Annotated in this window: 13 protein-coding genes; 4 read left to right on the forward strand and 9 right to left on the reverse strand. The window is 42.3% G+C overall.

The window, feature by feature from the left end; genetic code table 11:
- Positions 1 to 7 precede the first annotated feature (7 nt).
- Positions 8 to 1,963, forward strand: a complete 1,956-nt coding sequence (locus J4N25_RS24960; RefSeq protein WP_207424621.1) for a RagB/SusD family nutrient uptake outer membrane protein — start codon at positions 8 to 10, stop codon at positions 1,961 to 1,963.
- Positions 1,964 to 2,412: 449 nt separating this feature from the next.
- Here J4N25_RS24960 and J4N25_RS24965 read toward each other — a convergent pair whose 3' ends face one another.
- Complete coding sequence (locus tag J4N25_RS24965; protein ID WP_207424622.1) at positions 2,413 to 5,406, reverse strand: glycosyl hydrolase 115 family protein; 2,994 nt, start codon at positions 5,404 to 5,406, stop codon at positions 2,413 to 2,415.
- Positions 5,407 to 5,856: 450 nt separating this feature from the next.
- On the opposite strand from J4N25_RS24965, the gene J4N25_RS24970 reads away from it, so the two are divergent.
- A complete protein-coding gene (locus J4N25_RS24970) occupies positions 5,857 to 10,026 on the forward strand; it encodes a hybrid sensor histidine kinase/response regulator transcription factor (protein ID WP_207424623.1) in 4,170 nt (1,389 codons plus the stop codon).
- A 157-nt stretch (positions 10,027 to 10,183) separates the two neighbouring features.
- Here the strand turns inward: J4N25_RS24970 and J4N25_RS24975 are convergent, their stop codons facing one another.
- The 6 genes from J4N25_RS24975 to J4N25_RS25000 all read right to left on the reverse strand — a co-directional run bounded on the left by J4N25_RS24975 (position 10,184) and on the right by J4N25_RS25000 (position 22,151).
- Complete coding sequence (locus J4N25_RS24975) at positions 10,184 to 11,863, reverse strand: endo-1,4-beta-xylanase (protein WP_207424624.1); 1,680 nt, start codon at positions 11,861 to 11,863, stop codon at positions 10,184 to 10,186.
- Between the two features lie 44 nt (positions 11,864 to 11,907).
- The gene (locus J4N25_RS24980; RefSeq protein ID WP_207424625.1) at positions 11,908 to 13,719 is read right to left on the reverse strand and encodes a RagB/SusD family nutrient uptake outer membrane protein; all 1,812 of its coding nucleotides are present in this window, start codon (positions 13,717 to 13,719) and stop codon (positions 11,908 to 11,910) included.
- A gap of 19 nt (positions 13,720 to 13,738) precedes the next feature.
- Positions 13,739 to 16,819, reverse strand: coding sequence for a SusC/RagA family TonB-linked outer membrane protein (locus J4N25_RS24985; RefSeq protein ID WP_207424626.1), 3,081 nt, complete (start codon positions 16,817 to 16,819; stop codon positions 13,739 to 13,741).
- 158 nt (positions 16,820 to 16,977) lie between these two features.
- Entirely contained in the window at positions 16,978 to 18,102 is a 1,125-nt protein-coding gene (locus J4N25_RS24990; protein WP_207424627.1) for a glycoside hydrolase family 43 protein, read from the reverse strand.
- Positions 18,103 to 18,639: 537 nt separating this feature from the next.
- A complete protein-coding gene (locus tag J4N25_RS24995; protein WP_242696025.1) occupies positions 18,640 to 19,011 on the reverse strand; it encodes a helix-turn-helix domain-containing protein in 372 nt (123 codons plus the stop codon).
- Positions 19,012 to 19,202: 191 nt separating this feature from the next.
- Complete coding sequence (locus J4N25_RS25000; protein ID WP_207424628.1) at positions 19,203 to 22,151, reverse strand: endonuclease; 2,949 nt, start codon at positions 22,149 to 22,151, stop codon at positions 19,203 to 19,205.
- A gap of 226 nt (positions 22,152 to 22,377) precedes the next feature.
- Here J4N25_RS25000 and J4N25_RS25005 point away from each other — a divergent pair, with 226 nt between their 5' ends.
- Positions 22,378 to 22,773, forward strand: coding sequence for a response regulator (locus tag J4N25_RS25005; RefSeq protein WP_207424629.1), 396 nt, complete (start codon positions 22,378 to 22,380; stop codon positions 22,771 to 22,773).
- A gap of 401 nt (positions 22,774 to 23,174) precedes the next feature.
- Here the strand turns inward: J4N25_RS25005 and J4N25_RS25010 are convergent, their stop codons facing one another.
- Positions 23,175 to 23,549, reverse strand: coding sequence for a response regulator (locus J4N25_RS25010; protein ID WP_207424630.1), 375 nt, complete (start codon positions 23,547 to 23,549; stop codon positions 23,175 to 23,177).
- Between the two features lie 134 nt (positions 23,550 to 23,683).
- Here J4N25_RS25010 and J4N25_RS25015 point away from each other — a divergent pair, with 134 nt between their 5' ends.
- Entirely contained in the window at positions 23,684 to 24,097 is a 414-nt protein-coding gene (locus J4N25_RS25015) for a nuclear transport factor 2 family protein (protein ID WP_207424631.1), read from the forward strand.
- A 66-nt stretch (positions 24,098 to 24,163) separates the two neighbouring features.
- On the opposite strand, the gene nagB is transcribed toward J4N25_RS25015, so the two are convergent.
- Positions 24,164 to 26,083 carry a glucosamine-6-phosphate deaminase gene (gene nagB, locus J4N25_RS25020; protein ID WP_207424632.1) on the reverse strand — a complete coding sequence of 640 codons (1,920 nt, stop codon included), beginning with the start codon at positions 26,081 to 26,083 and terminating at the stop codon, positions 24,164 to 24,166.
- Positions 26,084 to 26,103 lie beyond the last annotated feature (20 nt).

Raw genomic sequence — 26,103 nt, forward strand, 5'->3', positions numbered from 1 at the left:
AAAATTTATGAAAAAAATACATAGAACAATTTTCCTGGTGGCGGCAGCTACCGTATTAACCATAAATCCTGGCTGCAACAAACTACTTGAAGAAGAACCAAGATCATCATTGTTTCCCAGTTATCTAGGTACTCCGGGAGGTGTAAAGGCCGGTATTGCTGGAGTATACAGTAGTCTTCGTTCCTTTTACTCGGGGGAAGGCCAGATCAATTATTATGTTGGAACGGATGAAATGAGGGCTGGATTCAGCTCCTCAACCGCAGGAACAATATTAAATACGTATAATGGAATTAATTCGTCTACCGGAAACGTTGGTGGCTGGAATTCCCTTTTTGCAGATATAAATACGCTTAATGGTGTTCTTAAGTTCGTACAGGAAAGTGGCAGTTTAATAAGTGAAGCTAATAAAAAGGAATACATTGCCCAGGCTAAATTCCTTAGAGCCTATATTTATTTCTACCTGGTACAAACCTATGGCGGTACTACTGCTACAGAAAAAAGTGGAGTTCCTTTGCATTTGGAATTCATAACGGAAGCGAAAACTGAGGATACTCCTGCCCCATTAGCTGATCTCTACAAACAGATCATTCAAGATTTCACAGAAGCTGCAGCTGATCTACCTGCAACCGTAAACAGTACGAATGCCCTTGCCCCGGTAGGGAAAACGGCCACTTCAGCTACAGCGAAGGCCTTCCTGGCAAAAGCGTATTTAACGAGAGGGTACCTTTCAGAGGTAAAAGAGGCAGGTGATTTTCAAAAAGCCGCTGATCTTACCCAGGAACTTATTACTAACAAAGCAACCTATCAGCTCGATCTATTTCAAAATTATAACGATGCTGTAAAGCAAGAGAATGACTATGGAAAGGAGACTGTTTTTGCTATCGACTATGGGAAAAATGACCCTACATATTCTGCTTACGCTCAAAACGCTTCCGGAGGCTTTGGAATAAACCATATGGCAGTGCTCCATAGGTGGAACTACATTTCAGATGCAGGCATTGATAACCGCCCGGGAGTAGATGCTGTTCCTCAGGCAATTAATACATCTAAGCAACCAATGGTGAGAGATGTATACAATGGCCGGCCCTATGTTCGCGTTGCCCCTAATCCATATGTTCACCAGGTGGCATTTAGAAATCAGGTAAATGACACCCGTTGGGATGCAACCTTTCAAACTTTTTGGATCAACAATGTAACAAGAGCTGCTGGTGTAAAGTTCGACGGAAGTTCAAAGGGAGCCCTGGTTCCTACAACAGTTAGCTCAGCTACGTCTTACCAACCACCAACTAATGGAGACACTGCTATTTTAATGCCGGGTGTTGAGGTGACTAATGCGCGAAGAGATGCCTTCAAAGGATTGATCGTTACACCTGCGCAATACAGTAACAAAGTATTTCCTACACTAAAAAAGTTTGATGACAAGCTGCGCACAGGCATGAATGACTTTTCAAGCAGGCCGATTGTGATTATGCGTTTTTCTGAGGTTTACCTTATGAATGCAGAAGCGAACTACATGCTTGGAAATATCGATGCTGCGGCAACTCAATTAAACGTAATCAGACGCCGTGCAGCTTTCCGTACCCCGGCTGATGGTGATTTTATTCCTAAAGGCCAGTTCCGGGTTACTGCAGCAACTCAAGCGGCAGCTAATGCCGCAAACGCTCTTGCTATGGCATTAACGCCGGCCCAACTTGCCCAACTTGCTATTCCGAACAACACTACGTTTGGTTCTCCCCTTAACGGAATGGATCTTATACTTGATGAATATACACGGGAATTATACGGCGACCTTCGTCGTTGGTATGATCTGGTTAGAACCCGCCAACTGGTAAGAAGGGTAAAAATGTATAATCCTGAAGGGGCTCCAAATGTCCAGGAATTTCACATGCGGAGGCCAATTCCACAGGCCCAGATCAATAACGTAAGAACAGGGCCCGTTTACCCTCAAAACAACGGATACTAAGCTATTAAACTAGAAAACTAAAACTAAAGAAGGCTTGGCTCAATTGAGTCAGCCTTTTTTTTTAACCTTTAATTGTTTTTCTTATAGCCAAAAGCCTTCAGACAATTTTCATCCTTCTGTCCATAAATTTCTGCTGATGGAGGTTTAGTGATCGAATTAATTGATCTTGAATTCGATCTAAAATAAAAAGCCTTATAACATCAATTGTCCTTTTCGGAGAGTTAACCGGTAATAGCAAAACAAAGGCAAGAAATCAATATCTGAAGCTTCGCAGCGATTGGTTTGGTATTTAGATTGGTGGTTTTAAAAAGGCTTGCGTGAGATCAGGAAACCCGGACGCGGTCTTGGACCGGATGAAGGGAGAAAAAAGGGTCCGCCAATTAAAAGCAAAATCACAATAGCGCACCGGGAGGTTGGCGCGCTATTGAATTTGAACATTAAAATTCTTACTAGGGGCGTATATAGGTACTTTCTGTAGGGCCCAGATAGCTTGACCTCAAGCCTCCCCGGTTGATTACGAACTTTTGGAAAACTATTCCCGGATCTACCATCCATATCTTTAGTGTATGCTTACCAGGACTAATTCCTTTGTGACTGGATCTTTTTATTTTAATATGATCTGCAACCGACTGTGCCCACCACTCGGCGTATTCATAATCAGGCTTGATTTCGCCTTCATTCATATTTACAATCTTAGGAGCCTCCTCGTCTATAGATATTGCGAATCTCAGACCATCCTGTTTCTTGAAATCCTGGGTTGGTGAAAGAAAAGCCTCTATTGTTAGATCTCCCTTGTCAAAAATACTGAATTCATATTCCACCCTTGGAGAATTACCTCCAGGTGTTTGCCGGGCAGCAGTGACGGGTTCAATAATCATGGATGAATTTGTGCGGCCCAGGTTTGGCACAACAGTCCACCGAATATCTTTGGAATCAACCTTTTTTGTATAATTAGAAGCCTCAATTGCCACAACGCCATTGTTCTCCACAAAACCAGAGACTATAGGCAGACTATTCCTAATAGGAACGCGAACTATATAGGTCATGCCTGCTCCCTTTATTAAAATACTACCGATAGCTTTTCCCTTTGGCGCCTTATCCCAGTTGATACTAACATAGACCTTCTCATCATATTGAATATCCCCTTTAGTTTTAGATAGGGTTATCCAATCGTTCTTAGGTTCAACCTCATAGTTCAACTTTTTCTGCCCCATATTGAATATCTCAAGATAATAGCTTTGTTTATTGACCGGATCAAAATCTATAAAAGAGTTACTGAAAAGAGGATTTGCCTCTACACTGAAACCACCCCAGGCTGGAGCAGGTCCATATTCTACCATGAAACCAAGCTTAGCGATAGTATCTGGCTTAATATACGACACCGGTGGCGTCACATTAGTTCTAGGATGGTTCCAACTGGTGTAGCCCATATGGGTTTGTGACATCATATGATTCCATTTCCCGCCTTCCAGGTCCTTATGAAACTGACCGGTAAGTTCGGCATCCTTACTAAACAATTCTTTTACCTTTTCAGCGTAGATATTGGCCGATGCTCTTCCTTGAGACGCATAAAGTTTGTTCTTAGCAGCACATATGTACATCTCATTCAAATTAGAACTCAATTCAATTGGCGATAGCACCAATTGATAGAAAGCAGATCTGTAACTGTTTGGCAATTGCTGATAAATATTTCGGGCAGTTTCTACTAATCTTTTATAGTCTTCTACTACTCTGTCTGCTTCACGGTAATTTTCGAGACTGTAGGTAGCGGGTGTTAACATTTCTGGTATACGCCGTGAATTGAATTTGGTATAAAGAGCCAGCAATCCTGCTATTTCCTTCGCATGATTATCTCCGAACTGCTGCTTTGACCAGTCCTGGTAATAAGTTGATAAACCCGCAGCCTCTATGCTTTTAGGATTCCAGGCATAATCGAGGAAGAAACTGGTAGGAAGTTCCATTGGCTTAATATCTCCAACATTTGCTATCCAAATAGTATTTACACCATGTTCATACGTGAGCTTCATCTGTTCCCACACCCGCTCGATCTGAGTGACGTTAAGCCAGCGATATGACACTGGTGCTCCTACATAGTCAAAATGATAATACATCCCATAGCCACCTGCATGGTTAAGATCTTTCTTTTTGGGAAGATACCTGATATTTCCCCAGTTGTCATCACTGAATAATATGGTTATATCATTGTCTACCTGCATTCCCTTATCATAATAATCCTGTACCTCTTTATATATTGCCCAAAGCTGCGGCGTTTTTTCTGCCGGCTTCCCTGTTACATCGGCAATTATTTCGCGCTGGTCTTTAATTACAGTTTGCAGGAGATCAACCGCAGTTTCTTCAGACATTCCTTCGTCGCCATCGCCGCGCATTCCTACAGTTACCACACTTTCATAATTCCCCATTCGTTTGATTCCGCCTCGCCAAAACTGTTGTAATTTATCTTTATTCGTTTTGTAGTTCCAGGAGCCCCCCTTAAATAACGACCATTCATTATGCGCCCGCATCATTGGTTCGTGATGGCTTGTTGACATTACAATACCAAACTCATCAGCAGTTTTGGGATTTAGTGGGTCATCAACATTGAACATTGTTGGAAGCCACATTGAGGGCCAAAGAAAATTAGCCTTGTTCCTCAAAAGCAGTTCAAAGATCTTCTCGTAGCATTTGTGATTTATACCTCCAAACTTTTCATTGGCCCAGTTCCGGAAGGCCGGCGACTCGTCATTAATAAATATACCGCGGTACTTTACAGCCGGACCATCAGACAGGTAGCGTCCTTTTTTCAGAAAAACAGACCCGTTCTTTTTAACCGGAGCATCCGCCCACCAGTACCAGGGAGAAACTCCCATTTTTTCTGATAAGGTGAATACGCCAAAAGCAGCTCCCCGCCGGTCGCTTCCCACAATAACTAGAGCTTGTGTAACACCGGGAAACGGATTATCAATCGTCTGAATAATAAAACGCTCCCACTGGTTAACAATAGGAGAAATATCTAATTTCTTCTTCGCTACCAACTCATTGATGAGAGGGTTTTTACCCACTGTTCCAATGATTATTGTATTTCTATTCCCGGTTTTTCCCGAAGAAGAAATCTCTGGTTTTTTACCGGTAACTTTCTCTATATCGCTTGCAAGGAACTCTGAAGCTTTCTCAACTAAAATATTCTCAGAGTTGGAATAAACGATGGAAGCGGAAGAAGCTTTAGAAACTATTGGAAAGTAAGCCGATCCCTTTTGTGGATTATTAACCACAGTTATTTGAGAAAAAGACAGAAAGGGCAACAATAGAAATACTATTACAAATTTATTCATATAATTAATTAAGTACTTTTTAGGAACGTAGTCTGCATATCCCTCTCCTTCGCCTTGGCGAACCTTCTGAGTGCTTTGCAGGCCCTGGTGTTTTATAGGTTTAGTTAGCTTCATTACCTGCTCCCATGTACTAATTATGCAAAATGCTGGTATTGCTGGAAGTCATCAGGGTGTTAGTGTATGAATAATCAAAAGTCACTTAAGTTCTTTTATTCCCCTCTCACATTTGTTTTAAATCGTATCCCAAAAGTTTAATTTCTATCAATAGGCTTTCTTCTCAGCCTGGGGATTCTGAACCCGTTCCTGGTAGAGCTATGCTCCATCACCCTCTATCTGGATTCGGGGTTTGAAGATCAAATTCGAACACCTGTTCCATACAATCGAACAACTGTTCCATTTTTTACTGCACTTGCAGCGTATATTTGTCTGTATAACCAATTCGCACAGCACTTTCATACATCTCATTCTCGCGTTTTAATTGCAGGGAGACGCGCCGTTCGAATATATTTAGATAAAATATTCGGAGTAAATGAAGCTGCGTGATAAAACTGACCTGTAGGAAGTATGAAGTATTATAAATTTGTTATCCCGTTTTTATTAATTTTCAGCTTATTACATCTTGGATTCGCTCAGGATCAAAACATTGATTTCACTACAATAACCACCAGGCAGGGTTTGTCGTCCAAGACTGTCAATAAAATCCTGAAAGATCACTACGGCTTGATGTGGTTTGCAACTGATGATGGATTAAATAAATTTGACGGCACCAGTTTTTCCATCTACAGGCATCGCCTTAATGATAGCTCGAGTATCCCCTCCAACCGGATAACTGCACTTTATGAAGACAGATCAGGCACCCTATGGATCGGGACAGAAGAAGGTTCATTAAGCTCATACGACCGGAGCAGGGATAATTTCCAAAATTTCAGATTCAGCCGGCCCTTCAATAGCCCGGTTAATGCGATTACAGGAGATGCTTCAGGGAAGATTTGGATCGGGCACTATGGGGGCTTAAGTATTGTGAATCCTGCGAGAAAAAATAGCTACACTATTTCTGTAAATTCTCCAGTCTGGGGGAATTCCCCCTTACCTATCAAAAACATCCTTTCACTGTTTGAAGACCGTAAGCAACGCATTTGGGTAGGAACCGATAATGGCATGTACCGGCATGACAAGCAATCAAAAAAATTCGTCAAGGTAAGTTTGGAAAAACTGGAAGGTGCCGCTGGTCCGGATATAAAGGCAATTACAGAAGACAGCCGTGGAAATTTATGGATTGGCACCACTGATGGCATCGGTATGTTACAGCAAGATGGGAAGAACTTCATAAATTACACAGAGAATAACTCGGGAAGTAACGGCCTGAGCAATAACAATGTATATGCTTTGGCCAGCGACAACGAGGGTAAAATTTGGATTGGCACAGAAGATGGCCTGAATATCCTTGATACACGATCGGGCGCAATTGTAAAGCATTTTACTGATAAACGGAACAGGTACAGCTTAACAAGCAATTCTATCCGTTGTGTGTACATAGACAACAAATTGAAAATTTACTGGTTGGGATCATTTCAGGGTGGGATAAATAAATACGATAAAAATCTCTCCCTATTTCACTCAATACAAAGTAATCCTTTCGATCCGGAGGGCTTGGTGGCACCAAGAGTTACTGCTTTTGCTGCGTTAAATAACAATCAAATTTATACGGCAACAGATGGCGGTGGGCTTCAGCTTTTTAACCGTAGAACAGGTTTATTCTCTCAAATCCCTATTCCTTTACCCATAAAGCAGTCATCTCGCCTATCAATTCTGGCCTTGGAAATGACAAAAGATAAGAACCTATGGATAGGTTCTTATTCGAATGGACTATTTTTATATAATCCGGTATCTGGCAACTTTTCGCATTTCTTTAAGGGTCCTGGTGCTTCTGATCTAAATCACAATAACATTTTTTGTATTACCGAAGACCGTAGTGGCAATGTGTGGATTGGAACAAATGGCGGGGGAATAAATGTATATAATCCCCTTACAAAAACATTTACGAAATACAGTTCCGAACTGCCGCCCACATCCCCCTTCCATCTTCCGGGAAATAATTTCATCCGGGATATCACCGAAGACAAATCAGGTAGGATATGGATTGGGACACACGGAGCCGGGCTTGCAGTTTATAGTCCCGCAACCAAAACGTTCTCAAAATATTCTAAAGAAAGCAACTTATCTAACAATATTATTGTCTCAATATTCAATGACAGCAGAAACAATATCTGGGTTGGAACTGCAGGGGGTGGATTGAATTTGCTCGACAAGAAAACAAACAGATTTGTTGCATTTACTGAAAAAGATGGACTTGCCAATGATGTAGTTTACAAAATATTGGAGGAAAATGAAAACAAGCTGTGGATAAGCACTAATGCAGGAATTTGCAGCTTTGATCTAAGAACAAAAACCTTCGTTAAGTATAACCGCTACAACGGAGTACAAAATGATAATTTTTTGCGGGGGTCAGGCATCCGTTTGCCTGACGGAGAGCTTTACTTTGGAGGAGTAGAAGGGATTGATTACTTCAATCCGTCGCACTTAAGAAAAAATAAAAACATCCCGCCTGTACTATTTACGGATTTAAAGATTGATAATGAATCAGTAAGCCCAGCAGATAGTTCCATTTTAAAAGCGCACATTTCAGTTGCAAGGGAAATAAACCTGGATTACAAACAGAACTTTTCATTAAGTTTTGTAGGCATAAATTATACGGCTGCCCAACAAAATAAATATTCGTACATTCTTGAAGGGTTTGATGATAATTGGAGCCGCCCGGGGTTGGGACGCAGTGCCTCTTACACAAATCTGGACCCCGGAAAATATACTTTTCGCGTTAAGGCAAGTAATAATGATGGGCTATGGAACAATGAAGGAGCATTTATAAAAATAAATGTAAAACCGCCCTTCTGGCGAACCATTTATGCGTATCTCTTTTACCTGCTGGCGACAGGGAGCCTATTATTCTACCTCAGACATAGGACGTTGAAAAAGTTAGAAGCGAAGTTTGCGCTCGAGCAGGAAAGGTCTAAAGTGGCGCAGATGCTGGAACAGGAACGAAAGGAAGCTGAACGTGTTAGAGAACTTGATAATCTCAAAATAAAATTCTTCACCAACTTAAGTCATGAGTTTCGAACCCCAATATCCTTAATTATGGGACCTGTAGATAAGCTTTTATCCGCTGAAGATAACGATAAGAAGCGAGATCAGCTTTCTATGGTAAAACGAAACGCAAGAAGATTATTAAATCTTGTTAATCAACTGCTCGACTTCCGGAAAATGGAGGAACAGGAATTAAAACTCAATCTTACAGAAGGCGATATAATCTCTTTTATACAGGAAGTAGCGGGTTCCTTCAAAGATCTTTCTGAAAGGAAGCATATCAACTTTTCAATTACCAGCACTATTCAAAGTCTGAATACACTTTTTGATCACGACAAGGTTGAAAGGATCTTGTTTAACCTTCTTTCCAATGCATTTAAGTTTACGATGGGAGATGGAGCAATACGTGTGGTAATAGAAGAAACCGGCACCGGCTTAGCCCCTACGACAACCTGTTTATGTATCAAGGTTTCAGATACAGGCATTGGCATTGACCAGGATAAGAAAGAAAAAATATTCGACCGGTTCTTCCAGAGCAGCACAAGTGCGGCCATCTTAAATCAGGGTACTGGTATAGGTCTTTCCATAACTAAGGAATTTGTAAAAATGCACGGAGGATCTATAGAGGTAGAAAGTGAGTTTGGCAAAGGAACTACATTTATTATAAACTTACCACTTGTCCCCCTTGAAACTTCAGTGCCGGGCGATACCGGTCTTCAAAGCTTGCCAGATACTTTACTTTATAATACAGCTGAGGAATTTTCCCGGCCATGCGATCAAACTTCTCCAGCAGAGGACTTCACTCGTAAGAAAGATCTGCCGTTAGTTCTATTGATTGAAGATAATGAAGATTTCAGATTTTATTTAAAAGATAATTTAAAGGCTTACTATAGAATTATCGAGGCATCAAATGGCAAAGAAGGCTGGCAGAAAGCCCTTTCCCATCATCCACAATTAATAGTAAGCGATATTAATATGCCCGAAATGGACGGCCTTGAGCTAAGCGAGAAAATCAAACTTGACAAAAGGACAAGTAATATTCCGGTGATATTATTAACGGCCCTGGCTGCAGAGGCAGAACAGATAAAGGGATTGGGTACTGGTGCCAATGATTACATTACCAAACCCTTCAACTTTGAGATCCTTAACGTCAAGATAAGAAACTTACTTACCTTAAATCGCACTTCCAGGGATACATATACGAAACAATTTAAAATAACCCTGGATCAGGAAGTTGAATCTGCAGATGCAAAATTATTAGGTAAGGCATTATTGTATATAGAACAGAATATTAATGACCCTAAATTATCTGTCGAGGACCTCAGCAAGCACTTGAATATGAGCCGAAGTACTCTATACAGTAAAATAAGGGAATTAACAGGACAATCGCCAATAGAGTATATTCGAAATGTGAAGCTTGAAAAAGCTGTGCTGCTACTGGAGAAAAGTGCTTTGACAATTGCAGAGGTTGGGTATGCTGCAGGCTTTGCCACACCTAATTATTTCACAAGAGCTTTCAAGACTAAATACCATATGCTGCCATCTGAATACATGCAACTTAAACGAAAATCGGCAGGAACAACTAAGAGTTGAGTGATTTTTGGTAAGCAGTGGGTAAGTTGAAAATTTACTTGCTGGTTTAAGTGGAAGTTAGTAAAAGCCGGTCCTAGGGAAGGACCGGCTATTTCTGTGAACCAATTATTGAAAATTGCAATTGAGTTTACGTAGAATGTTGCATCTGACGTTCAGGTCAATTTTCTCCGTTTCCTAATAAGGCTTGCTTGAATCCTGCGTAAGCTGGTTTTTTCGCAAAGTCTTTATTCCATAAAAGGGGATAATCCAGTCTATTTGCTGCAACATTGGTTGATGTGTTTAGCCAGCTGCTGGTATCATCAATTCCCCAAACAGTGATACCGCCTCTTTGAGCTTCAGGAACATATTTTTTATATGTTGCTACTACGAACTTGTACATTGCCGCTTGTAAACGCAGGTCGTATTCTGAAGGAACATAGTTGGTAGATGGATTAGCTCCTCCTGGATTTATTCTGATATCCAGTTCTGATATCCTTACTTTTAAGCCCGTTGCCGCAAGTTTCTGCATCATGTTAATGATATTTGCATAGGGAGTGCTCAATAGCATGTGCATCTGAGTACCTACTCCGGTTATACCTGTGTTTGCTGCTTTTAATTCCTTGGCTAAAGTTACAAATGCGTCAAGCTTGGAAGGACTGCTTTCCAGGTTATAATCGTTCATATACAGATCGGCAGTGGGATCTGCAGCTTTGGCGTACTGAAATGCTTTTGCAGCAAAATCCCTACCCAAATAATGTTGCCATACGAAAATATCATTACGTGTACCTGCAGGGGTATTGGTATTATTTCGCAAGGTTGCGTCGTCTGCAAAAGGTTCGTTAATTACATCCCATGCTTTGATCTTACCTGCATAACGGCTAAGCACCGTTTGAATATGATTTTTCATTGCATTGTCAACTATAGTTGCAATCTGGGTATTGGAAGGAGGAGGAACAGCACTCGCATCGATGACACTAACGTCATCCAGGTAAAGGGTATTGGCGGTGCCTCCTAAGTCGAAAGCCAGTTGAATTGCAGTTACACCTGCAGGTACAACATAATCATAAGATACCTTAGCATAGCTGGTAGTAACTGGCCTTCCTCCCTGATAATTGATAGAACCGGCTGTGGTACCCGAAAATGGTCTTACTTCAAATTGTATCGTTTGAGCGTTGGCTCCCTTGATAAAATAGGAAATAGTGTATGTTTTACCTGCGGTAACCGGGATCTGAGCTTTAGTGACCAATTGCGAGTTCCAGTTTTGGCCACCAGCAGGAACGTTTACCTGCAGGGCTTTTGAACCTGAATTAGTATTGGTAGAAGCACTCACAAACTGCCCCGAACCGTTAAGCACCTGCCAGCCGTCTGCGGGTTCGGCAGCGGTACCTACTGTTGTGGTTTCGAAACCAGGATTAACTACAAGGTTTGTTACCCCTCCGCTATTTCCGGAGCTACCGATCAAAGAGTTATAATAGGTTGCTCTTTGTTGTGAATGCCAAACCAGGGTATGTCCGAAAACTTCAATACCATTATTTTTTGCAAGATTATAAAAATTATCAGCAGTGGCGAAGTCATAAGATCCATCTGCTTTTACAATTGCATTGTTCTTGAGTTCGTTACCAAACGTGATTGCAGCTGCTTCATTTTTTACGATAGACCAATATTTAGGATTGGTAATAGCTGGCTGGTACTCTATAGCTAGTCCGATAGGAAAAGCTGCTGCGCTTTTTAAACCGCCGGTTGTATCGGTAAAATTACCAGTATTTTCAAACGCACCATTCTGGCTGTCTTTCTCGCAGGAACTGAAAATTCCCGCTGCTGCAATGATGGCGCTATATAGCAATGTATTAAGTTTCATTTTGAATAAGATTTGAGCAGGCTGTTAGGCCTGCTGTTTATAAATTAATATCCATCATTTTGAGGGAACTCATCACGGTTAGTGAGCAGATCCAGTTGTGAAGCCGCAGGAATTGGTCTCAAAACATGGAAGTCTTTGATATTCGGAGCTGCCATCTCGTTATAGAGCTTAGCTCTTTCCACCAGAGTTCTTGTACGTACCAGGTCAAACCAACGGGTCATCTCTCCATACATTTCACGAGTACGCTCTTCAAGGATAAAAGTAAGCGTTACGGCTCCTCCCCCGATCTGCAAGGCTGCTGCGGCAGCAGCATTCTGAGTTGAAGAGTTAGTTGGTCTGTAAGCCGCTCTGGTTCTGACTGCATTGATCATTGTTGCCGCATCGTCGGTCCTGCCCAATTTGAAGGCTGCTTCTGCTGCAACAAGATAAGTTTCGCCCAGGCGCATCAAAATAATAGGACGATCTGAAGCGTCGTTAAAGTGCTGCTTGGTCCTATCCATGTGCTTGATCATCGTTGGGAACCATTCTGTATTGTATTGAGATGGAGCTATGATCACACCTTTAAACTTCTGTCTTTCTTCTACTGTAACCTCACGACCAGGCATAAAGATCGCTGTGTCAACACCTTTAACCAAGGTTACCTGCACGCCGTTACGGGTAGTTGTAAACGCTGGAGTAGTGGTTTGAACGTTATTATCCTGGGTTGAAGGCAGGTTCATGATCCAGGCTTTTTGGAAAGTTCCATCGTAACGTGAATCATTAGCCCTGTTATTGAAAGCAGCATAAGTATAAGGCGTTGGCCTGAAACGACGGAAAGGACGTCCGTTAACCTGGTCCCGCGCCATCATTTGGGTGGTTACATTTGGTGCACCCGGAATATTCTCATTCACATTACGGGTAAGGGTATAAAATGATACCCAGTACATGTTTAAGCGATTTTCTTTGTTACCACTGGATGGCGCTGTTGTAGAGTTGTATCCGCTTTCGGAGTAAACAGGATCTGTATTACGGTCTGCAACAAATAACGACTCTTTTCCATACTCGTTACCTTCCCTGAACACATCAGCAAAATTTTGCTCTAATCCTACTTTTAAAGCCGAGCTCTGATTGATTAAACTTGTTGCTGTATTATAGGCATTCGTGAAATCAGCAGTACCATCGCCTTCACGGGCAGCAGGATCCCAGCCCTTTGTAAGGTATACTTTTGCAAGCAGGTGCATTGCTGCGGCTTTGGAGGCCTTACCCTTGGAAGCTCCCGGATCAATTACCCCAAGCTGCTGAGAAGCTTCTGTAAGGTCTTTTATGATCGCCTCATAAACTTCTTTTTTAGGCGCTCTTTTATCTACCGTACTTGGAGTATTGTTAAACTTCAACTTCAAAGGCACATCGCCATAATTCTGCACGAGCAGGAAGTAGTAGAAGGCTCTCAAAAACTTAGCTTCACCTAATAACTGGTTCTTCACCGCATCCGAAACATTCGCCTCTGGCCCGAACTCCAATACCCCATTCAAATTATTAATTGGTACATAACTGTTGTCCCAAACTCCCTGGATGGTTCCGTTCTGAGGATTGATATTGGTATAGTTATGAAAGTCCAAACCGCCATCACCACCTCTTACCACCTCATCGGTTCCGGCAACCTGTGATGCGGTGAAACCTTCACTTCCCCAGAAGAAACGGGTAGTTGCATAGGACGCATTTAAACCTGCTTGCAGTCCATCAGCAGTTTTGAATGACTCGGGACCTAAATTAGAGCGGTATTCCGAGTCAAGGACTTTTTTACAGCCACTTGATATAGTAGCTCCAGCTAATGCTAAAGCCAGTAAACCAATATTAATATTTTTATAAAGTTTCATCTTTACCACGTTTTATCTTTTAAAATTTAGCATTTACCCCAAACAGGAATTGTCTTGTTGATGGCAGATCCAATCCTACTGTTATATTCCTTGCGGCTACGTTATTAGTTCCCACTGTACCGCCTGTTCCGGTTCCTTCCGGATCGATTCCTAAACCTGACTTAACAAAAGGTGAGTAAAGGATGAAGGGGTTGTTCGCAGAAGCATAAACTCTCAAAGAACTGATGCCGATCTTACTTACAATGTTTACCGGAAGAGTATAGCCCAAGTTGATACTGCGCACCTTTACAAAGCTTCCGTCGTAATATTGAAGTGTACTTGCATAAGGGAAACTGGTAGCGCCACCAGCCGGCCTTGGGAAAGCATTGCTTGGATTTGTTGGAGTCCAGTAATCTACTTTTGGTTGGTTTGAACGTCCGTTAAGGAAAGCAAAATAACCAGTTCCGGTACCATCTGTCGTTAGATAAGGAGCTACGATCTTATTACCCAGCCGTGCAAAAGCAACAGCAGACAGGTCGAACCCCTTGTAAGTAACCCTTTGAGTCATACCCATGGTCACTTTAGGTTGGAATGTCCCGATAACGCTTCTGTCCTGATCATCGATTTTCATATCCCCATTCAGGTCGGCGATCTTGATCTGGCCAGGAGTGGCTGAATACCCTGCATAACTTGCGGCTTCAACAGCTTCTGATGTTTGCCAGATACCCAGTTTGGTAAAATCGTAAATAACGTTTACCGGCTGCCCTACGAACCAACCATTGCCCAGGTCTTGTTTTGTCGTTGCATCAGCAAGTCTTACGATCTCTTCGCGGTTCATTGCCATATTGAAGTCTGAAGACCAGGTAAAGCCACCTTTCTTAGAAGACATTATGTTTAAGGTATTAATGCTGAACTCCAATCCTTTTCCCTTAGTAGCGGCTGCGTTGGTCCAGTAGCTGGTTGCACCATTACTTCTTGGTAATTGTTTTTGGATGATCAGGTCGTCTGTATTTTGTCTGTATACCTCGATCGAGCCAGTGATGCGGTCGCGAAGGAAGCCGTAATCCAATCCCAGGTTTAACTGCTTGGTGCTTTCCCATTTCAAACCAACGTTTGGCAGGCCGGAGATGAAATAGCCTTTAACGTTATTAGGACCGTAATTATAGTTGTTATTTGAAAGGGAACCACGGGTTGCGTCAGCCGGGATACTAGGGTTTCCGGTTACACCGTAAGAAGCTCTTAACTTCAAATTTGTTATTGCCGGAACTGCTTTCATGAAGTTTTCATTGATGATATTCCAACCTAAAGCAGCAGCAGGATAATTTAAGTACTTGTTAACGGGGAAGACATTGGCGCCATCCCTGCGCAGGGTGAAGGTAGCCAGATAGCGATTTTTATACCCGTAGTTAAGCCTTCCCATGTAGGATTGCAGACCGCCTCGTACAAAGCCATTGCCTCCCGGATCTACCTGGGTTACGGTATTAGCCATGAAGAAATTGTAGTATTGCACGGCCTCATTCGGATAACCTACACTATTTTGAGCGTTCTGAGCACTACGATCGCGTTGGATACTGAATAATCCGGTAAAATCAACGCGGTGGTCTTTGGCTATTACCCTGTTATAGGTTACCAGGTTCTCAACAAGAGCAGTCCATGCTTCGCTGTTTGACACACTTGCCGTAGCCTGAGCGGAAGTAGTTGCATCAGGACGAATGATCGTATTCGGGCCAAAGAAAGTACCTCTGTTATCCTGTCTGAAATCAAGTCCGACGTTGATCTTGTATTTCAAACCTTTCAGGATGTCAACTTCCCCATAGATCACATTATATGTTCTAATTCTTCTATTCCTGTCTAAGATGTTGTCTTTGTTAGAAAGGGTTAATGGATTCATTGTAGCGGTTGCATCGATGGTCCCTTCCATAGGATATAAGTTCACTGAACCATCCTCGTTAAATGCAGAAGCTAAGGGAGTGATCCTTAAGGTAGCATAAAGTGGATTTACACCTCCGCCGTTAGAATAACTTAAGGTATTACGGGTACTTAAACCCACTTTAATCCTTTTGGTTGCAATGGCATCGATGGTGGTATTTAGGGAATAACGCTCGAACCCAACACCTGTGATAACGCCCTGATCTTTGTAATATCCGCTGGAAAGGCTATACGTTACACCTTCACTTCCGCCAGAAATGCCCAGGTTATGATCTGTTACAATACCAGTTTTGTAAAGATGGTCCTGCCAGTTTGTTGAAGTACCGTTGGCGATACCTTTAAGTTCGCTAGGTGAATAACCGGCGGTGTATGCCGGAGAAGCCGCTGAACGGAACGCGACGAAATCCTCCCCATTAAACATATCGTACTGTGCCCTTACATTGCTGAAACCCGTGTAGGAGCTGTATGACAGTTGCGCTTTACCTGTGCGGCCACGCTTGGTAGTGATGAGGATAACTCCATTTGAGCCTCTGAAACCATAAATAGCTGTAGAAGAGGCATCCTTAAGGATGTCTATATTCGCAATATCGTCGGGATTGATATCGTTGATACTGCCATTGAATGGCACTCCATCTAAAACGATCAACGGTTCGCTGGTTCCACTTAAAGACCTGTTTCCTCTGATCCTTATCTGGCCGCCGGCCCCCGGTCTTGAGCTGTTTCTGGAAATGTCGACACCCGCAACCCTTCCCTGTAAAGCCGCTACGGCGTTTGCAGAAGGTACTTCCTGAAGACTTTCACCCTTAATTCCGGCAACAGCTCCGGTTATGTCTGCGCGCTTCTGCGTTCCGTAACCTACAACCACTACCGCATCTAAACTATTTGATTTTGGTGCTAAAGAAACACTTAGTGTTGTTGAACTTGCGCCTACCGCAACTTCCTTAGTAACGTATCCTATGAATGATACAACTAAGGTTGCTGCACCTTCTGGAACCCTGATCTTAAAGGCCCCGGTTACATCTGTGGTAGCCGATGCTGTACCTGATTTTAGTTTTACACTAGCTCCTGGTAATGGCTGACTGGTTTCATCGAGTACCTTTCCGGATACAATCCTTTCCTGAGCGATAACAGTTAAAGGAAAAATAAAAAACAGGAGCAACCAAAACCTATTAATTGGTCTGATTCGATTCATAATTGATTTGTTTGATTAGTAAATTGGAAAATTTAAGAATGATGGTTGTACAAAGTACCTGCTTGCCCCCGTTACTGAAACGGGTTGATCTTGATTCGTAAAAATGTTCATAATGGTTCTTAATTAATTATCAGCTAGTTATTTGGTGGCTATTGGCATCAGGGCTTTGCAGGTTCTTGCTGCATAGCATCCATAGGAAGAATCCTTCCCTCTTTATCAAAATGAAGTTCGGCAACCTTTATGTTCCTTAGATTGGTTTTGCCATCGGAGAGCTCGCTATCATGGTAGAACATATACCACTTGCCTTTATATTCAAGAATAGAATGATGATTAGTCCAGCCCAGTACCGGCTTGAGTATCACTCCCTGATAGGTAAAGGGACCATACGGGCTGGAACCAGTTGCATAGCAGATGCGATGCGTGTCGCCTGTGGAATAGGAGAAGTAATATTTACCCTTGTACTTATGCAGCCAGGCTGCCTCGAAGAACCTTCTATCGTGGTCTCCTCCCTTTAGAAGATTCCCGGCTTCATCGAGGATCTCGACGTTCCTCACGGGCTCGGCAAACTCCAGCATGTTGCTTTTCAGCTTAGCAACTTTGGGAGTAATCGCTGGCTGGTCGTCTTGTTTAAGATCGGTGTCTGATCCCTGTGGGTTGAAGATGCCCTTTTCCCATTGTTGCAGCTGCCCGCCCCAGATGCCTCCGAAATACATGTAAGAGCTGCCATCCGAATCAGTGAATACTGCCGGATCAATACTATAACTTCCCTCTATCGGGGCGGCTTCAGCTTTATAAGGGCCTTCTGGTTTGTTACTTGTGGCTACCCCGATCCGGAACACGCCTTGTTTATCTTTTAATGGGAAATAAAGAAAATACTTGCCGTTTTTAAAAGCTACATCGGGAGCCCAAAGCTGTTTTCCAGCCCAGGGAATAGATTTGATATCCAATGCAACCCCATGATCTTTAATTTGCCCACCTACCGATGTCATTGAGAACACATGGTAATCCTTCATGTCAAAGCCATCACCACTATTATTTTTTCCGGCATTTGACTCTATATCGTGTGAGGGATAAATAAATATTTTACCGTCAAAAACATGTGCTGAGGGGTCGGCTGTATAAAGATCAGCAACCAGAGGTTTTGAGTAAATTTTTAAAGTATCGACAGATCTTGCAGGTCCGGCATAGCCGGTTACATTGCTATTCTTTATATCCTGCGAGAGGCAGCTACCTCCGGATAATAGCATTGCTGCTAATAAGATCTGTCTGAGATTCCTGTTCATATAATTGGTCAATCCTTTTCCTTACTCCGTCTGCTCCTCCATTTGTTCTGCCCCAGGGTGGGTTCATGATCAATTAGGAACAGATTGGTTTATGATTCAAACTTACCGGGCGTAGGATAAAAGGGATTGAACATTTGTTGCATACTTTGACACAAATGTATAATGGTAGGAAAAACCGCTCTAATAGTTGTTTTAGAGGTGATTTCAGAGGCTTGGCAAAACAAAAGTTCAAGGATTTTAATCAAAATTACCAGAAAAACAAGCTTGGAGGAAGGTCTTCCAAACCAAAGAGTGCGATTGTAGAGGCGCCTAAATTATTTAAAGTAGGGAACGCAGGAGAATAAAATAGCAACAATTGAACGCGCTATAACAAACCTCATCCCAATTGCTAATTCTATATATCAAAAAGCCGTTTCGCTTTTTTAGCAAGAGGGCTAACTTAACACCCTGACTTACCTTTTTTCTATTTTAATTAGCTCAATGTTACTGTACATATAATCAATCTGCTGATGCATATGAAATCTGACTACTTCTGGATTAAGACTTATCGCTCCCCTGAATTCTTCCTAATTCTTCGTATAGATCGATTATCTTTTTATGAAGATTGATCACTTCCTGGTTCCTTTCCTTCAAAAGCAAGTTAAGTTCTTGGAGTGCAGTATCATTGGCCTCGTTCTCTCTTACCTTATCTAAGTTAAGTAATTCGGTCAATGGTAAATTAAATATCTTGGCGATCTGTTCTAACCGTGATAAATTAAGATCAGTAATTCCTGTTTCTATCTTCGAATATGCAGGGATCGAAATAAATAAACGGTTTGCTACTGACTCCTGGGTCCATTGATTTTTCAATCTTAGCAACCTGATCCTTTCTCCGAGGTTGTTCACTTTACCATTCAATTTTATAGTCATTGCTTTGTTTTAACAGCAAATATTTCGAATTGGAAAGGATCGTAAAATGACTAAGGTTACTTTTGAGATGAGTGACTGAAACTTATTGTCCGCATGCGAATCAGTTAGGAGTTTTGAAAGGATCATTGCATCAGCAGCCTCCTTTTAAATGGGCCACTGATGCAAGATCAGGCGATCCTTGACACAGAAAATTAAACTCCTGATCTGCGGAAGTTCAGTTGAGTAGCAAGTTTGGGAAAGTCAATAAAGGGATTTCTGTTTCCCTGTAGTTCCTGAATAGCAGCATTACGATGAAATTCATATTCTCCGGGAGGCTCTTCCAGATTCCAGGCTAGTAGATTAGCAAAACTAGAACCGGTATATCGCACCTTATCGTTGGGGTAGCGGAGCATAAAATACAGAGTGGCTCTTGCTACTATCCCTTTTGATCTTTTGGGTTCGAATCCTTCCGTTTCACGTTTTCCGCAGTCGGCCATTGTTTTCTCTTCCCAGTCAGGAAATTCGATATAGGGAATATTACCGCGGAAACTGTTACAATTTGGGGTACAAGCGAAAAGATGGTGCAAATCACCGCGCTGAGGAGATCTTTTATCGAACCAGGATTGAGGAACAACATGTTCGCAATTAAACATCGCATTACCTTCAAACTCGCTTTCTTCAATCTCGAAATCAGCTTCGATCAGTATTTCAGGAGTGGTAGCTGCACCGTTATAAAGATTAACAAGCTGCAGGTCCGGCTGAAGATCAACCCAGGGATAAACGTATAATGCGGGTTTATAAGGTAATGGTTTGGAATGTGTACTTCTTACAAGATCATGAAAATGACGGAAGAGCTTGTCCGGATCTGAGAATGTGGGCATTGGGCTATAGTAAGAAGCTTTATTTTGGTCGTCGGCTATCTTGTCGTAATAGATGCGATTTCTGGACCGTTCAAGTATTTCCAGAGCCTCTTCCCTTGTTCCAAGTGCGTTTGAATCAAGACCAACGGGATCGTTTGACGGTTCTGAGCTGATAAGCCCTGCGAGCTCTGCAGCAGCTTTTTTTCTAACGTCATCAGAGGCATCAGCTCCTTTCTTTGGTTGCTGGGGATCGACCAGGCTAAGGCGCACCATAATTGGCCGATGGTCACTGATGCTCAGATAATCTGATTTAGGATTACCGTCTCTGGTATTATCCCGTTCCCGGGCAAGAATCATGAAACCTTCGGGATCTGTGCGATTAACAAGGTTAGGACTAAGATAAATATGATCAATGAGTGATTGGTAAGGCTTTTTAAGGTAGGAGAAAGCCTGAGCTTTAGCATCTTCAGCGCTGAGAGCAATTAAACTTCCCTTCGACAACTCCTCCAGATCTCCCGATGCCAGAGTAGCGTTCAAGTCCCCTCCAAGGATCCATTCATCATCAAAATTCTTGTGTTTAATACAGTAGTCGATAGCTTGTGCCAGTATTTTGCAAGCAAATCGCCTTCTTTTGCTGCCTTCCGACATTGCTTTCAAATGCAATGGAACCAAATTGAAAGCAAAGTGACTCGAACTGCTGGCTTCAGGATTTATAGCGGTGACATAAAATAAGCCCGGATAACGGTCGAAAATTTTGCCATCGACGGCCTCTAATTCTATCGCTTCTTCCAGCTCGTGCAGATCTTTGAAATCGGAGCTGTTTAGCCTCAACCATCTGTCGGCCTTTTCCGGCCAGTCTTTGCGGACAACCGAAGCTGTTCTTGTATTCCAGATAACGGTTGTTGTTTGTTTAGATGAAGGTGCATCCGGCTCAGATGCAACCCAATCGTAATCGAGATCATACTGCGCTTTAAGATATTCTACCAATGCAGTGGCTGCTTCCGGGGACGACTCGGAAAGCACCCATATATCAAGGTTTTGTACTGATATCTCCCAGGCAACATCCTTTAACTTCTGCTTATAATTTTTATTAAACCACTCTATATTCCAAAAGCATAGGTCAAGATCTTTCGCTTCACCCCGATAACTATTCCTTACAACTTCAAGGTCGGATTCAGATGCTCCGCTTGTATGCCGCCCTAAAGATCCAAAGTAACCCATGGCACTGTCTACTCCGTTAAAAGCCTCCAACACTTGCCTTGCTGCATTATAATTACGATCAGTATCAGAGAGGCTTTCGAGGTAGGTAGCAATAGCTGCCATCTTAATACCTTCATTCATGTATACCGCTTTGATGTTTTCAGCAAAATCAGCCTCTCTGATTCTCCTGCTTGCATGATGTAGGGCAACAAGTTTCCAGCTATTATTGCATACAAAAGCCCCGGAGCTTCCAGGTTCAGTATCACTGGTATAATGAACTACAGTGTCAGTTTGCTGATAAACTTCATTTTTCTGTACAACAACAGATTTATGGCGGCCATCGGGATGCTGCACAATATTCGCACAATCCTCATTTTTAATAGCGAATGAATGCCTGAATACCGGGACGAAGCCAAATTGCTCTGATGCTCCGCTTTCAATCCAGCAGGCGGTAAAATCCAATCCCCCCTCGGCCGGGCTTGTAATGAATAGCTTATCAGGTTCCAGGGTGAAAGTCTCCGTTTTCAGAACCTTTCCATTCTCATCCGTTTCGTAGTTGAAGATGCAGATGGCTTTTGAGGCTACTTCCTTTGAATTTAAAACATGATGGTTGGTTAGCAGGATATTAGCACTGATAAGGAAACCAGTGCCGCTCCAGGCTCCGCTAACCCCTTTGTAATCGACTCCGGAAGCCTCTATTTTACAAACGGCCTTTGCCCTTTGTGCCCCAACTCTGAAAAACCAGGCTGGAAGGAAATCTGGCAGATCGATTACACGCTCGTAACGGATCTCATCGTTTTCCATGCCCTGCCCCCTAATTCTATCCGGTGCTATAATTGAATCCGCGGCACTTGGCTGAACAAGCATTTCGGGTTCCGCATCTCCGGATATAAACACACTTTTGAAGTTAAGCATGTCACGCTCATCCGCCACCTGACGCCTTACATTACTTTCGGCAAGAATACTGGCTCCAGTGGTCTCGGGATTAAACGCGATTGCCTTATTTTCGGCAAGAGTACCAAACTTATTTCCATCATTATGATGGAGTTTTGGCAAGTCAATGAATTCAACATTGATTGAGGGGTTGTTTTGGTTTTTCATGGTTCTGCTTTGACGTTATATTAAAGTAAAGCAGATGTGTTAAAAGATTATGAAGTAGGTATTATATCTCTTCCCTTGTAATTCACTCTCCCCCTTTTACGTCATTGACCTTGCAAGCGATTGCCACTTTTCCCCTAGTTCTTATTGTTGAATGTTCTTCATCTGTTTTTTCCCTTAGTGTAAACATTTTGTTAAGTTATTGGTTCATAGTGTAAAACAAACCTAAATGGGAAAGCGAATTTTAGCGTTAGATGATGATCCGGATATATTAGATGTTTATGCGATGATTTTGAGTGCTGAGGGGTATGAAGTAAAAACTATTCTTTCACCTGATTCCTTGACAAATGCTATCGTCACTTTCAACCCAGATCTCTTGCTTTTAGATATACAGCTTGGAAGTGGCACGAACGGACTGGAGCTATGTAAAGTTTTGAAAGCAAGTTCTCTTACTGCCCATATTCCTATCATTATGGTATCAAGTCATGAGAGTATTTACTCGGCGGTAAGCGACTACGGTGCGAATGATATTGTTCTAAAACCATTCGATATTGCTACTTTAATTGAAAAAGTTGATGATTTTCTGCTTGGGAAAGTGATTCCCATCGGACGACGTTCGGCTTAATTGCCTGGGAGTTGAGCTGTCAATTTTTCCCTATAAAAAAAGAAAGGCCGCATCATGGGGACGCAGGCCAACTAACCAATTATGATTCTAAAACGGTATCGATCTTGAGTTATTGTCACGTTGACAATTTATTTTAAATTTTTTTCCTCTCTTTTGATGTGACTCTTGATCTAAATAAAGGAGTAGAGTAATCCGTCTTGTTCCCATTATAGATAGAATCATGACTACCAGCGATGAAGATAGTTATGATTCTATTTAAGTTAGTAAGGACAAAAGTGTATTTGATTTAACCATCCGAATCGAATGAAGCGCGGGATATATAGAGATAAATTGCAGAAGGATAGTTGTTAAAGAACTGATATTCAGGTTTGCTTATCCAGAAAATGCATTAAAATGGTTGGTTAGTAACCATCCTTAAAAGTCTTATCTAAAAGCTTCTCAATCTCTTCAATACCTAAAGGCTTCTCCAGATATCCATCAGCAAGGCTCTTTTCTGCAATCTCGGCGAGGTTATGCGCTCCGGAAATTAATATTATTGGAACTCGTCGTAACTGGTTGATCGATTTAATAATTGTACACAAAAAGCTGCCCTTAATTCCAACTAGCCATTCGTCCAGGATGATCAGGTCTGGGAAAACATCGATAATAGATTGGATCGTATTTGCCGACCACTCAGAAAAGGGATAAACTTCCGTTCCGAAGTACTCGAAAGACATTTTCAGGGCGTCTAAGACCGCCGGATCATCATCAATAACTAAAATTTTTTTACGTTGCATTCCTCCCGAACAATATTCTAAAACTATAAGCCGCGTAACTAGATTGAGAAAGAGTAAAACAATGTTTTTTAGAGAATGTTTGAGAATTTCCAGTTAATTTTTCAACTTAGGGAAGTAATCATCAATTTTTAGCTATGGAAAAAAGATTCCCTGTCCCACCATTTACTGCAGAAACAGCCCGCCAAAAAGTACAAGCAGCAGAAGACGCCTGGAATACCCGTGATCCGGAAAAGGTAAGTCTTGCCTATACAGTGGATACAGAATGGCGTAATCGCTCAGAGTTTTTGAACGGCCGGGAAGAAGTGAAGCGCTTCCTGGAGAATAAATGGGAGAAAGAGCTCGACTACAAATTAAAAAAAGAACTTTGGGCATTTACGGACAACAAAATCGCAGTGCGGTTTGAGTACGAATGGCGGGACAGCTCGGGGCAGTGGTACCGATCTTACGGAAATGAGATGTGGGAGTTTGATGAGTCGGGCTATATGGCAAAAAGGTACGCGAGTATAAATGATACAACAATAGAGGCAGCGGAACGAAGAATAGGATAAAACATAAATAGCAAAAAGGGCTCCCTTTCAGGAGCCCACACTATAAACAATCAAAATGAAAAAATTCTAGAACCTCCAGCGGACGAAAGCTTCGATTGCTTCGTATTCTGCTAGGCCCAAATCGTTGTAGGCTTTTGCAGTTTCGCTCGTCCGGTCTTCTGCTCTCACCCAGAACTCGCGGGAATCGTCACCAGGAAATACTGGCTTGTCTTTCTGTGACTGATGTTTGAAAATAGCAAGACGCTTTCTTTCCACCTCCTGGGGCGATAATGGAACGGCCATCTCAATTTCGTGAATCTCGAATTCATGCCATGCTCCCCTGTATAACCACAACCAGCAATCTTTCACCCAGTCCTCAGTTTCTTTTAAACGCTGCAGCGCTTTCAATACAATATCAAAGCATATTTTATGTGTTCCGTGCGGGTCTGCAAAATCCCCTGCGGCAAATACTTGCTGAGGTTTTACCTGCTGCAGAAGCTGCATAGTAAGCTCTATATCCCTTTCGTAATCCACTTTTTTGTTAACCTTGGCAACTTCGTAGAATGGCAGGCTCATAAAATGGATACGTTCGTCAGGCAGTCCGGCAAAGCGCGCACCTGCAATTGCCTCTCCTTTACGGATAAGTCCCTTTACCGTTTGAATCTCTGCTGTATCCGACTGATTAGGTAGCTTTTCATTTAAGAAAGAACGCATTTGGGTATAAAGGCTTTCCAGAGCAGAACAATCGTTACCTTGAGATTTGCCAAAGTCAATAGCAAATTCAACGAATCGAAGTGCATCATCATCCCAAACAGCAGTATTACCTGATGTTTGATAGGCAACGTGAACTTCATGCCCCTGATCAGCGAGACGGATAAAAGTACCTCCCATTGATATTACATCATCATCAGGATGTGGCGAAAAGATCAGCGAGCGCTTTTTAGCTGGCAATGCCCGCTCTGGTCGCTGACTATCGTCGGCACCTGGTTTCCCTCCTGGCCATCCTGTTATCGTATGTTGGATCTTATTAAAGATCTCGATATTAATGTTATAGACCGGTCCTTTTTCAGTTGCCAGCTGAGCCATTCCATGGCTATTATAATCTTCTTCAGTAAGCTTCAGGATAGGTTTCTTTAGCGTGCGGGCCAGCCATATCACTGCTTTTTTAATTAAAGCACCATCCCAAACACAATCCTTTACGAGCCATGGCGTATCGTTCCGGGTAAGTAAAGATGCTGCCGGAGCATCAAGAACGAATTCCACATTATCTGAAAGTTGAAGATAGGTAGCCGGAACATCTGAAGAAACCTCGCCCTCTACGGCTTTCTTAATAATCTCAGCCTTTTTACCACTCCAGGCCATCAGGATAATTTCCCTGGCTTTAAAGATTGTTCCAATCCCCATAGTGATGGCTTTGGTAGGTACATTCTGCTTCCCACCAAAGTCTCTGGAAGCATCGCGGCGGGTAAGGTCATCCAAAGTAACCAAGCGTGTTCCTGAGTTAGGAGCAGAACCTGGCTCATTAAAACCTATATGCCCGGTTCGTCCAATACCCAGCACCTGAAGATCCAGGCCTCCCAAATCGCTGATCTTCTTCTCATATTCCAGGCAAAATCCAGCGATGCTTTCTAAAGGCAGGGTTCCGTCTGGAATATGTACGTTGTCAGGATCAATATCAATATGATCGAATAAATTCTCCTTCATGAACGTAACATAGCTCTGAGCCGAAGTTGGTTGCATAGGATAATATTCATCCAGGTTGAAGGTGATCACGTTACGAAAACTCAAGCCTTCATGTTTATGCAGCCGTATCAGTTCTGCATATACCTGTACCGGACTTGCCCCTGTTGCCAGACCTAAAACTGTTTTTTCACCTGCTGCATTCTTCTTAGTGATAAGGTCTGCAATACGTTTGGCGATGGCTTTAGAAGCCGAAGCCTGATCCTGATATATCGATACAGGTAATTTTTCGAACCGGGTTTCTTCAAGTAAATTTAGTCTCGACATTTGTATGCGTTATTTATTAG

This window comes from Desertivirga brevis, assembly GCF_017355835.1.

Coding starts and splice junctions, on each gene's coding strand:
- J4N25_RS24995 (WP_242696025.1), bottom strand. CDS start 19,011: ATGACTATAAAATTGAATGGTAAAGTGAACAACCTCGGAGAAAGGATC.
- J4N25_RS25000 (WP_207424628.1), bottom strand. CDS start 22,151: ATGAAAAACCAAAACAACCCCTCAATCAATGTTGAATTCATTGACTTG.
- J4N25_RS25015 (WP_207424631.1), top strand. CDS start 23,684: ATGGAAAAAAGATTCCCTGTCCCACCATTTACTGCAGAAACAGCCCGC.
- J4N25_RS24970 (WP_207424623.1), top strand. CDS start 5,857: ATGAAGTATTATAAATTTGTTATCCCGTTTTTATTAATTTTCAGCTTA.
- J4N25_RS25010 (WP_207424630.1), bottom strand. CDS start 23,549: ATGCAACGTAAAAAAATTTTAGTTATTGATGATGATCCGGCGGTCTTA.
- J4N25_RS24985 (WP_207424626.1), bottom strand. CDS start 16,819: ATGAATCGAATCAGACCAATTAATAGGTTTTGGTTGCTCCTGTTTTTT.
- J4N25_RS24960 (WP_207424621.1), top strand. CDS start 8: ATGAAAAAAATACATAGAACAATTTTCCTGGTGGCGGCAGCTACCGTA.
- J4N25_RS24975 (WP_207424624.1), bottom strand. CDS start 11,863: ATGAAACTTAATACATTGCTATATAGCGCCATCATTGCAGCAGCGGGA.
- J4N25_RS24990 (WP_207424627.1), bottom strand. CDS start 18,102: ATGAACAGGAATCTCAGACAGATCTTATTAGCAGCAATGCTATTATCC.
- J4N25_RS24965 (WP_207424622.1), bottom strand. CDS start 5,406: ATGAAGCTAACTAAACCTATAAAACACCAGGGCCTGCAAAGCACTCAG.
- J4N25_RS25005 (WP_207424629.1), top strand. CDS start 22,378: ATGGGAAAGCGAATTTTAGCGTTAGATGATGATCCGGATATATTAGAT.
- nagB (WP_207424632.1), bottom strand. CDS start 26,083: ATGTCGAGACTAAATTTACTTGAAGAAACCCGGTTCGAAAAATTACCT.
- J4N25_RS24980 (WP_207424625.1), bottom strand. CDS start 13,719: ATGAAACTTTATAAAAATATTAATATTGGTTTACTGGCTTTAGCATTA.